The organism is Psychrobacter sp. DM8, from assembly GCF_051307025.1.
GTDB lineage: Bacteria > Pseudomonadota > Gammaproteobacteria > Pseudomonadales > Moraxellaceae > Psychrobacter.
In genome coordinates this window covers 995,379-1,006,544 of the sequence record NZ_CP195538.1, presented here as the reverse complement: position 1 = coordinate 1,006,544, position 11,166 = coordinate 995,379, and the positions used below count along the sequence as shown (strand labels likewise).

Below are 11,166 nucleotides of genomic sequence, written 5' to 3'. Positions count from 1 at the left end.
AGACTACACTTATCGCCATATCTGCACTTTTAGTGTTAAGTCAGACTATTTAACTCGATGACATTGATGAGGAACATCATGAGATTTTTTTGTTTAACGAAGACCAATCGCGCTGTACTCTTATCTTTGGGCATGAGTTTAGGCATAAGTGCACAAGCGGCCATATCTGAAACGACTGCAATGCCAGCGACATCTACTCAAGCAAGTGCTCAAACTAGTAGCGCTCAAACTAGTAGCGCTCAAACTAATAGCGCTCGCTTGTCTACTACAGGTAGCTCAGACGGTATCATCGCTTTAGTTAATGACAATGTTATCCTAAAAAGCGATCTCATTGATGCCATTAACCAAACTCAGGCGCGCGCTAGAGCAGCGGGAACGCCGATAGCGAACTCGCCTCAACTCCAATCTGAAGTACTAAACGCGCTTATTTTGCGTGAGCTACAACTATCACTAGTCAATCGCGTTGGTATCAAACCCGATGACGCGGCTATCAATCAGCGTTTGGCTCAAATTGCGCAAGCAGAAGGGGTTACCAGCATTGCAGCATTGCAGCAGCGCTTAGACGCCAGTCAAGCAGGTAGTTATGCAGCCCTTCGAGCCCAGCTAATAGAAGACGCCGCTATTCAAGCGCTGCAAACGCGTCAAGTCAATAACCGCGTACGTATCAGTGAGCAAGACATCGATGCTTTTTTGGCATCACCTGAAGCCAAGCGCTTAAACCAAAGTGAGTACCAGACTATTCACGTGCGTATCCCATATATTGATGATTACAGCAGGTTGTCACAAGCGCAGCGCGACGAAGCGCTAAAAGTAGCACAGGCGCTGCGCACGCGCCTGCTAGTACCAAATGCAGATATCGATACTGCCATTGACGAGGTACAAGGCGATTACCCTATCCCTCTACAAGGCGGTGATATGGGCTTCCACAAAGCGGCATCCTTGCCTACTGAACTATCTAGTGAGATCACAAAGCTTGAAGTTGGCGCAGTGAGCGATCCATTAGTGACCCCTGAAGGTATCGACATCATCAAGCTTGCTAGCAAAAAATCGGGTGATAAGGTGATGGTACCACAGTGGCGTACCAGCCATATCCTAGTCAAAGTTGATGAGCTCCAAACTGATGCTTTAGCAGAACAAAAGATTAATGATTTGTATGAGCAGCTGCGTGCTGGTGCCGATTTTTCTGCTTTAGCTTCTACCTACTCAGATGATCCAGGTTCAGCGGGGCGTGGCGGCGATCTTGACTGGGTGAGTGAATCAGACACTGTCGGCCCGTTTGAGGCGGCAATGAAGAATACAGAAGTTGGTGACTACTCGCTACCCTTTAAAACTCAGTTTGGTTGGCATATCCTAAAAGTAGAGGATACGCGTAACTATGATGCTAGTGATGAATATCGCCGTAGTATGGCGCGGCAAACTCTGTATCAGCGTTTATCTCCGCAAGCGCGCGAGGACTGGTTACAAGAGCTGCGTGCAAGCTCTTATATTCAAGTCATAGAATAATCTAGACCTTTTTAACTTAAAAAAAGCACATCTCTTTAAATAGAGGTGTGCTTTTTAGTGCGTAGATATTTTATGAAGCGTATTAAATAGCGCACAAAGAAAAGCCCCAAACCTAGGGCAATTGGGTTTGGGGCCTCAATACTTCATATTGTTATTATAATACTTCCTTGATGACCCATCCTAAGTCATAAATAATAACGTATAAGACAGTGGGCTGACCTGCTCATAAGCTAGTATCTCAACACTGCATCCATGCTTATCCTTGTGTTGATAGGGCTATTTTAGGCAACTTTGTGCGGCGCGCCTAGCTGCTAAAAGCCCTATTTTATGTAAGCATAAGCGTACGTCATCTACATTATGACGGATTGAGAGGCAGCGCTAATTTCGACTCTTTTTCATGCGCTTCTGACATCTCTTTACCTTCTTTTTTGCCTTCCTCTATTTTGTTATCTGCCTCCTCGATATCATCAGCGTCTTTTGTTGGCGCATTTTGCTCTTGCTTGGACGCTTCTTCAGGCTCGTACTGGAGTGTAGTAAGCACTGGAAAATGATCAGAGCCCACCGATGGCATGCGCTGAATATCAACAACAGTAAAGCAAGCACTGTGAAAGATATGATCAAGCGCCCAACGCAAGAACGGATAATCGGCATGGAAGGTGTTGATAAAGTGTCGACCGATACGCGGATCAAGCAAGCCTGAGATACGCTGAAAGCGCCGCGTCGTTTTTGACCAAGCGACATCGTTCAAGTCCCCTGCTAGTATTGCCGTTTGGTCGTTTTCTTTGATATGTTTGCCGACCATTAATAATTCAGCGTCACGAGTCGTTGATTTGTCCGCCTCAGTTGGACTTGGCGGCATAGGGTGCAAGCAGTAAAGCCAAATTACACGTCCGCCTTGCAAGCGTAGCTGCGTATGAATCGAGGGGATATCATCGACCATCAAGTACTTAACCTCAGGGTCTATCAGCTCAAGTTTTGAGTACAGATGCATGCCATATAGATTATCCAAAGGTATTTTGACAGTATAAGGATAGTCGTCCTCGACGACGCTGAGTGCCTGCTCCCATTTCTTGTCAGACTCAAGCGTGATTAGAATATCAGGCTGCTTATCTTTAACCAAATTGACTAGTTTATACGTGTCATCATTAGGCGTAAGTACATTGGATACCATAATCTTGACTTGGTGCGACTCGGGTTTATCTTTAGCCTTTTGTACTTCTTTTTTCCATATTTTGGTATAAGGCAGCACCATTCTTAGCTGAAACCCAAGCGTGCCTGTGAGCGCAATAAATAACAACCATTGGCCCAGTTGCCACTGCTGCCAAAACACTAGCATCCCAATCCAAGCAGCTATCCCTAAGAACAGAATCTGGATACGGGGAAAATCAACTGCACGTACCCACCAATGATCAAGCGGCAGCCAGCCCCAAGCGGTGACAAAAGCGATGAATCCTGCCAAAATTTGCACGCCGTAATATAAAATGGAGGAATCCATAGAATCAAATAGTCCATATTGTGATAAGAGAGCGCTCTAACATCATACAAGCGATGTCATTTATTAGAGCATACTTTATCATCTAACAGCGCCCTCGCCTACCTTTTAGCCTAGTGTGTCATCAAAACGACACATAAGGACTAAGAGCTAACGATAATCGTACATCGCTCCACTCAATACTATTATCCTTTATAAAATCCATGGTTGTTGAATACTTAGATTGATGCAAATACTGCTCAGTAAGCATAAAATGAGTCGAATAGTATAAAATACCTTGATTTTTGTTAGTAATGACGGCATTGTTATCGGTTGGCATAATGATAAATAATCGTAAAATAGGAAGGCGGTTCATGAGCAATTTGACAGTAGGTTTGGTAGGCTGGCGCGGTATGGTAGGGTCAGTTCTAATAGAACGTATGAGAGCGGAAAATGACTTTGAGGGTATAACACCCGTGTTCTTCTCAACCAGCAATGCAGGCGGCAATGCGCCAAACTTTGAGGGTATCGAGACCGGTCAACTAAAAGATGCTCATGATATTAAAGCGCTCGCTGACTGCGATGTTATTATTACCTGTCAAGGCGGCGACTATACGCAAAAGGTACATCAGCCGCTACGTGATAGTGACTGGGATGGATACTGGATTGATGCTGCCAGCACGCTACGCATGAAAGATGACAGTATTATTATCTTAGACCCTGTCAATCGCAATGTCATCGATGATGCATTAGCTAATGGCACCAAAGACTTTATCGGTGGTAATTGTACCGTCTCTTTAATGCTGATGGCTATCGGCGAGCTGTTCAATAGAGGCTGGGTTGAGTGGGTCAGCGCTATGACTTATCAAGCGGCAAGCGGCTCTGGCGCTAACAACATGCGCGAGCTGATTAGCGGTATGGGCGTGTTGCACGATGCGGTTGAGGACGAGCTTGCCAATCCTGCCAGCGCGATCTTAGATATCGACAAGAAAATAGCGGACACTCAGCGTTCGACAGACTTTCCTCAGCAGTATTTTGGCGTACCACTCGCCGGTAGCTTGATTCCTTATATCGATGTACAAATGGATAATAAGCAGTCAAAAGAGGAATGGAAAGGCGGCGTTGAAACCAACAAGATCTTAGGTAATGACGCTGATAACACCATTGCTATCGACGGTATGTGCGTGCGTATCGGTGCCATGCGCTGTCATGCACAGGGCCTCACCATTAAGCTCAAAAAAGATATTCCATTAGAGGAAATCGAAGCGGCGCTCAAAAACAGTGACAATCAATGGCTTGATGTGGTCGAAGATGATAAAGAAGCTACCATCAACCGTTTAACGCCAGTCGCTGTTACTGGCACGTTGACAGTGGCACTAGGACGCTTGCGCAAGCTGAATATGGGTCCTGAGTATTTGGGTGCTTTTACGGTAGGTGACCAGTTATTATGGGGCGCAGCAGAACCTCTACGCCGTATGCTGGGTATCATTCGTGAACAAAAAAACCCATAAACTTATTTAGTACCCGTAAAAAAGACAGCTTCGGCTGTCTTTTTTTGATTTTGTACTCATCTAAACTTCTTACTCATAACGAATCATAATCTCATTACGGCGCATAAACGGCAGTGTCCATGGCGGGTTATAACGTGCCATCTCAGGTTGAGATGTCAGGGTCAAATTCTGATTTTGCATCCAAGTATTGAGCTCTTCAGTTTTGCGCGCGACTTTTGTCTCGCCCGTCAGTCCTGAAAACTTAATAACACCATAAGTTTGCGCTGGAACTTCGATAATACTCACCGCTGAGTTATTGGGCTTGGGCAATGTCTGCATCGTATATTGACTGGGCATCACAAAACGTACCCGCCATTTGCCGTCTGTTTGCTGATTTTTTTGCATAGTGACAGGTGCGGTCATCGCAATTTTCTGTGATGCGCCGGCTTGCGGTGATTGCATCTTTACAGGCGCGGTCATGCTGATTTTACTGCTCTCGCCACTTGGCGCGGTATTATTACCAAATATATAATCGGCTAAGACTTTAAAGCCTTTATTGCCCGCGTCCTTTTGATCGCCTGTTACCCACGTTTGCGCGACCAGTTGCGGCGCATAACGGCGTAGCTCAAAGTCATCGTCTTGTGATAGTACAGTATAGTCGGGCTCTTCAACGGCCATAGCGGCTCCTGATAAAAATAGTAAACTGCCAAGCGATACATATATAGCGGCTTTCATGCTCAATCCCCAATAACAATCATTTTTTAAGTGCTCAATCATCTTTAAGTACTGTCGTTACCATCATTACGCTAAAAATTGTCAGCGGTATGCTAATGACTGTACAAGCTGGCGGAGCCTCTGTCTGTTATTTTAAGTAGGACTAAACTTGCAGACTAGAAGGTACCGTTTGTATTTTTTGGTTTATACCCAATCTCATACAAACATCCAAGCCCCTAGAAATACTCAGTAATGATATAATTAGCGTCATTTTTATCGACTGGGTAGTGATCCTTCTATGCAATTTGTATTACATAAAACCGCAAGCGGACAGACGCGTGCGCGCCGCGCAACTGTGCATCTTAATCATGGTGACGTACAGACGCCCGCCTTTATGCCTGTAGGGACTTATGGCACCGTCAAAGGTATGCTACCGCGCGACATCGAAGCGATTGGCGCAGATATCGTCCTTGGCAATACCTTTCATCTGTGGCTACGCCCAGGCACTGATATCATCGACAAATTCGGTGGTTTGCATAAGTTTATGCATTGGGACAAGCCTATCTTAACCGATTCTGGCGGCTTTCAGGTCTTTAGCCTTGGCGCGATGCGCAAAATCACTGAAGAAGGTGTCAACTTTAAGTCGCCTATTGATGGCGCTAAAGTGTTTTTGTCTCCTGAAAAATCCATGCAGATTCAGTACAGCCTCAACTCAGATATTGTTATGCAGTTCGACGAGTGTACGCCCTATCCGGCTACTCACGCAGAAGCCAAAGAGTCCTTGGAGCTGTCATTGCGCTGGGGCAAGCGCTGCCTTGATGAGTATCAAAACCTTGGGAGCACCAATGCTCTATTTGGTATTATTCAAGGCAGTATGTACCCAGATTTGCGCCAGCAATCGCTCGATGGCCTGCTTGAGATTGGTTTTGACGGATACGCTATCGGTGGTCTGTCTGTCGGTGAGCCAAAAGATGAGATGATGGATGTTTTAGATTACATTCCAGATGCTATGCCCGCAGACAAACCGCGCTACCTGATGGGTGTCGGTAAGCCTGAGGATATCGTTGAAGCAGTGCGCCGCGGCGTCGATATGTTTGATTGCGTCATGCCTACTCGCAATGCACGAAACGGTCATTACTTTGTCACAGGCGATCCTCAAAACGTCGGCGTCGTGCGTATTCGAAACAGTCAGTACCGAGAGGATACAAGCCCACTCGATCCTGAGTGCGACTGCTATACTTGCCAAAACTTTAGCCGTGCTTATCTTTATCATCTTAATAAATGTAAAGAGATGCTGGGCGCGCAGTTGGCTACCATTCATAACTTGCGCTATTATCAGCGCTTGATGCAAGGTATCAGAGACGCTATCGAAGCCGATACTTTCGATGAGTTTGTCACTGAATTTTATAGCAAGCGCGGACAGAGCGTTCCTAAGCTTAATCTAAGATAATCAAAACAGCTCTTGTTGGTAATCAAAACAGCTCTTATTTTTGGTGCATACTGTTTATTTAAGATAACTGTTTATTTAAGATAGATGCAAAAACGCCAGTCAACTTGCATTGACTGGCGTTTTTATTAGATGGTTTTACTTAATTTAGTAAATATCATCATCAGGTAGCTGACTCATTGGAATGTCAGGATGATTTCTTAGATGCAAAATAGCGGCAATCAATCCGCCCCATATTAGTAGCATTGAGATAATCATAAAAATAATCGCTGAGGTACTCATAATATACTCCTATTGTATGTGATCTAGCCGTTATCTACGGGCATCATCTAACGCACGAGATTTATCATCTTCAGCGTCATGAATACCTTTCATACGAGTGAGTATGAACGCCCCTAAGCCAAAGAAGACCACCACGCCCCAACCAAACAGTAAGAGGATAGTAGTAGAGTAACCCTCATAAGGCTCTTGCACTAAGTTAATCAGTTTTAGACCTAAGGCTATCGTCAGCACTGTAGGTGTGATGACTGTCAACATAAATACCCAAGCGCCGCCAAGCTTGATGCTCGAGGTACGGTTGATATGAGCAAGCAGACCTGGAATCTTTTGACGGTTAAACCAAGTCACCCAAACAATCGACATGAGGCCACCTGCCACAATACCGATGTTATTAGCAAAGTGATCGATCACGTCAACGAGTACTAATGAGCTACCAGTAGAGAAGGCTGAGATGGATATCACCGCGCAGACGCCAACGATTATAGCGACAGCTTTTTTACGAGACCAGTCAAACTTATCTTGAAAGGCAGAGATCGGGACTTCTAAGATACTAATCAGTGAGCTGATACCTGCGACCACTAGTGAGCCAAAGAATAAGAAACCAACAAAATCACCGCTTGAACCCATAGATGACAGTATCTTTGGAAAGACAAAGAACGCCAGTCCAACGCCACCACTAGCGACTTCTGCGACATCTTGGCCTGATGACATCGCCATAAAACCAATCGCGGCAAAGATACCGATACCAGCGATAAGCTCAAACGAGGAGTTGGCAAAACCAACCACTAAGCCTGCGCCGGTTAAGTTGGTGTTCTTTTTGAGGTATGAGGCGTACGTGACCATAATACCAAAGCCGACTGATAAGGAGAAAAACACATGCCCATAAGCGGCAAGCCAAACGTTTGGATCTTGCATTTTGACCCAGTTAGGCTCAAAGAAGGCGTTAATACCAACTATTGCGCCTGGCAAAGTGATCGCCTTAAACACCATGATACCGAACAGTACAATAAGCAGCGGAATACAGATTTTGTTGGCAAGCTCAACACCCTTACGGATGCCGCCAAACATAATCAAGATAGCAACGGCCCATACGATGATAAGACCTGTGAACATCTGGGGTACAAATACTGAGGTAAGCTCCCCTGTATGCTGCACAAAGTCGCTGACAAAGAAGGTTGTGGTATCCTCGCCCCATTTTTGCCCAAACGAGAAGAACATATAACTCCCCGCCCAAACGATGACGGCGGCATAATAAATAGCAATTACGAACGACACTAGCGTCTGCCACCACCCAACAAATTGCGCCGAGGGCACCATTTTTTTGTAAGCACGGGGCGCGGCTGCGCGATATTTGTGACCAATGATATAGTCCAAAAACAGTAGAGGAATACCTGCGGTTAATAAGGCGATAAGATAAGGCACCATAAATGCCCCGCCGCCGTTATCATAGGCCACATAGGGAAACCGCCATATATTGCCCAGTCCCACTGCTGAACCGACAGCGGCTAGAATAAATCCAGTTCGGCTGGACCAACTTTCTCTTGGCTCTGCCATAAAGCACTCCTAAATTTGCTTGCAAGTCCCTTTGAGTTATTTCACTTGATAAAGGCTAGATACTTAAAGAGACGACAAGTCAGCTATTGGTTAAAATAAGTAACAGTACATGACTAGGAAGTTTCTGCTAATCATTACAAAAAGTCAAGAACTCATAAACACAAAAAAGCCATAACGCTAGGTCATGGCTATCAAAAACTACAAGGTGACAATTTTATAAAAAAATCTATTTTATCGTACTACGCCGCGTTGGCTGTGTTGCAAGGAATCTATAAGCAGTTGAATCTTTGGCTCTTGTGGCAGCAGGTCTTTATGCAATATCTCAAGCGCTTGTACGGTAGTCAGGCCCGACCTATAGATGACGCGGTAGGCTTGACGTAGTACATCTATGGTTTCTTTGGGCCAGTTTTTGCGGCGCATGCCCTCGACGTTTAGACCGTGAGCGCTTGCAGGATTGCCAGATACCATCGTAAAAGCAGCCACGTCTTTTAGGATTAAACTTGCGCCACCAACGAGGCTATAATCATCAACACGGCAAAACTGGTGGATACCTGAGTTGCCGCCAATGATAGTATGGTCACCAATAGTAACATGTCCTGCAATACCGACGTTGTTGGCAAATATATTATGGTCACCAATAATGCAGTCATGCGCCACATGAGTATTGACCATCAATAGATTGTGACTACCAATCTTGGTCAAACCCTTATCCTGTATCGTTCCTCGGTGTAAGCTGCAGGCTTCACGAATCGTATTATAATCACCAATCTCAAGCCAAGTGCGCTCGCCATCGAACTTTAAATCCTGACAATCCTCGCCGACACTCGCAAACTGATAGATCTGATTGTGCTGACCAATGCGCGTTAATTTGGATACGACAACATGACGATGCAGTGTGGTGTGCGCGCCGATACTCACCTCGTCCCCTATTATGCAATAAGGTCCTATGACAGCAGTGTCATCAATCGTAGCGGATGGTGAGATGATTGCTGTCTGGTGAATCTGACTCATATTGTAGGTCTCAATTGCTGAAAAGTATAAGATGATTAGTATAGCGCTGGTATTGTTAAGCATGCATTGCTCAGAGCGCGCATTACTTAGCAGGTTGCTCTTGACGAGCAATCATAATTTGCGCGCTGGCAGCCAGTTGGTTGTCTACGTGTACGGTACAATCAAATTTATAAATGCCGCTTTTTTGCATAGTCGTCTTTGAGCGGATGATGAGTTGATCACCAGGTATGACTCTACGTTTAAAGCGAACCTTGTCCACGCCTGCAAACAGATACAAATAACCATCCTCTGCGGTTAATCCGGCACTGATAAACCCAAGCACCCCTGATACTTGTGCCATCGCCTCTACCATTAGCACCCCTGGCATAATGGGCTCGCCTGGAAAGTGACCGTTAAAAAACTCTTCGTTAATCGTAACGTTCTTGATACCAGTAATAGACTCATCCGGTTTGCAAGCGGTGATCTTGTCTACTAGCATAAAAGGATAACGATGCGGCAGATAGTGCTTTAGGGTATGGTAGGTTAAGGGTAGAGTCAGTCCTTGCTCCGCCAGTTTACTGATGTCGTCATCGCTGAGTGTTTCAAAATCTGCTGTGCTCATAATATGCCTTCCTTGCTATAAGCGGTTATTTACGACTATTTATTAGCGGATTATTAATCATAACCTAATTTGCGAAATCTTACCGCAGCTTTGCGCCATTTAGCAGTGGGCATCGCTGGAGTCCCAGATGAATATGCGCCTGCGACCTTTATCGACTTGGTCACCATAGACATGCCAGATAAGGTGACATCGTCTGTAATACTAATGTGACCTGTAATACCCACAGCGCCGCCTATGATACAGCGTTTACCGATAGTTGTGCTTCCCGCAATGCCTGTCTGCGACGCTATAGCGCTGCCATCACCTATGCGCACGTTATGCGCTATTTGCACCAGATTATCAATAATAACATGATTGCCAATCACCGTATCATCAATAGCGCCGCGATCTATGCAGGTATTACTACCGATACGGACATGGTTGCCGATAACAACGCGGCCCAATTGCGCGATGCGCTCCCAGCCACTAGTACTAGGGTCTTTGCTTGGCGCAAAACCAAAGCCTTCAGCACCAATACTTGCCCCTGCATGCAAGCGCACATGATCACCAAGGATACAGTGGTGGCTCACGACTACCTGAGAGTTTAAAACACAATCTGTACCTATAACAGCATGAGCCTCAACGACAACATGAGCGTCCAAGCAGCTACGCGCGCCGATGGTAACCTGATCCCCTATAACACAAAAAGGGCCGATACTGACCGCGTCGCCGATAACTGCACTCTCAGCAATAATAGCAGATTTGTGAATATGACTGGTCGCTGAAGTAAAGGCAAACAGCTGACTGCTGCTAGCATAAGCCAGATACGGGTTATCAACAACCAAAGGGATAATACCTGCGGGCACCTGCTGCTGATACTCTTTAGTCACCAAGACGGCCCCTGCCTGACTCTGAGCCAGACTGGAGATATAATTTGGGTCTGCCAAAAAGCTCAATTGCTCGCAGTTTGCATCAAATAGGCTGCCGATACCAGTCAAGCTCGATTGCAATTGCTCGCAGCTAAGCTCAGATTTGTTTGATACTGGCTGACGCATCTGAATTTGGGTAATAAGTTGCTCAATCGTTGTCATAATTGATCGTAGTATTGTAGTTATGA

At 45.5% G+C, this 11,166-nt stretch carries 10 protein-coding genes; 3 read left to right on the top strand and 7 right to left on the bottom strand.

Going from position 1 to position 11,166, the window contains the following annotated elements; all coding sequences use genetic code 11:
* Positions 1–78: 78 nt before the first annotated feature.
* Positions 79–1,503 (top strand): peptidylprolyl isomerase, encoded by a 1,425-nt coding sequence (locus ACR64J_RS04450; protein ID WP_435950662.1) that lies wholly within the window; start codon positions 79–81, stop codon positions 1,501–1,503.
* Positions 1,504–1,858: 355 nt separating this feature from the next.
* Here ACR64J_RS04450 and ACR64J_RS04445 read toward each other — a convergent pair whose 3' ends face one another.
* Complete coding sequence (locus tag ACR64J_RS04445) at positions 1,859–2,998, bottom strand: endonuclease/exonuclease/phosphatase family protein (RefSeq protein ID WP_435950661.1); 1,140 nt, start codon at positions 2,996–2,998, stop codon at positions 1,859–1,861.
* Positions 2,999–3,348: 350 nt separating this feature from the next.
* Between ACR64J_RS04445 and asd the strand changes: the two genes are divergently transcribed.
* Positions 3,349–4,485: an aspartate-semialdehyde dehydrogenase gene (gene asd, locus ACR64J_RS04440; RefSeq protein WP_435950659.1), complete on the top strand. Its 1,137-nt coding sequence runs from the start codon at positions 3,349–3,351 to the stop codon at positions 4,483–4,485.
* Between the two features lie 69 nt (positions 4,486–4,554).
* Here the strand turns inward: asd and ACR64J_RS04435 are convergent, their stop codons facing one another.
* Positions 4,555–5,199, bottom strand: a complete 645-nt coding sequence (locus ACR64J_RS04435; protein ID WP_435950657.1) for an SOUL family heme-binding protein — start codon at positions 5,197–5,199, stop codon at positions 4,555–4,557.
* 277 nt (positions 5,200–5,476) lie between these two features.
* On the opposite strand from ACR64J_RS04435, the gene tgt reads away from it, so the two are divergent.
* Positions 5,477–6,628, top strand: a complete 1,152-nt coding sequence (gene tgt / locus ACR64J_RS04430; RefSeq protein ID WP_435950656.1) for a tRNA guanosine(34) transglycosylase Tgt — start codon at positions 5,477–5,479, stop codon at positions 6,626–6,628.
* A gap of 144 nt (positions 6,629–6,772) precedes the next feature.
* Here the strand turns inward: tgt and ACR64J_RS04425 are convergent, their stop codons facing one another.
* The 5 genes from ACR64J_RS04425 to lpxD form a co-directional block, all read right to left on the bottom strand.
* Entirely contained in the window at positions 6,773–6,907 is a 135-nt protein-coding gene (locus ACR64J_RS04425) for a methionine/alanine import family NSS transporter small subunit (protein WP_317199697.1), read from the bottom strand.
* 30 nt (positions 6,908–6,937) lie between these two features.
* On the bottom strand, positions 6,938–8,458 hold the full coding sequence (locus ACR64J_RS04420; protein ID WP_435950654.1) for a sodium-dependent transporter: 1,521 nt from the start codon (positions 8,456–8,458) through the stop codon (positions 6,938–6,940).
* A gap of 231 nt (positions 8,459–8,689) precedes the next feature.
* Complete coding sequence (gene lpxA, locus ACR64J_RS04415) at positions 8,690–9,469, bottom strand: acyl-ACP--UDP-N-acetylglucosamine O-acyltransferase (RefSeq protein WP_435950653.1); 780 nt, start codon at positions 9,467–9,469, stop codon at positions 8,690–8,692.
* 82 nt (positions 9,470–9,551) lie between these two features.
* Positions 9,552–10,070: a 3-hydroxyacyl-ACP dehydratase FabZ gene (gene fabZ, locus ACR64J_RS04410; protein ID WP_435950651.1), complete on the bottom strand. Its 519-nt coding sequence runs from the start codon at positions 10,068–10,070 to the stop codon at positions 9,552–9,554.
* Positions 10,071–10,123: 53 nt separating this feature from the next.
* The gene (lpxD, locus tag ACR64J_RS04405) at positions 10,124–11,140 is read right to left on the bottom strand and encodes a UDP-3-O-(3-hydroxymyristoyl)glucosamine N-acyltransferase (protein WP_435950649.1); all 1,017 of its coding nucleotides are present in this window, start codon (positions 11,138–11,140) and stop codon (positions 10,124–10,126) included.
* Positions 11,141–11,166 lie beyond the last annotated feature (26 nt).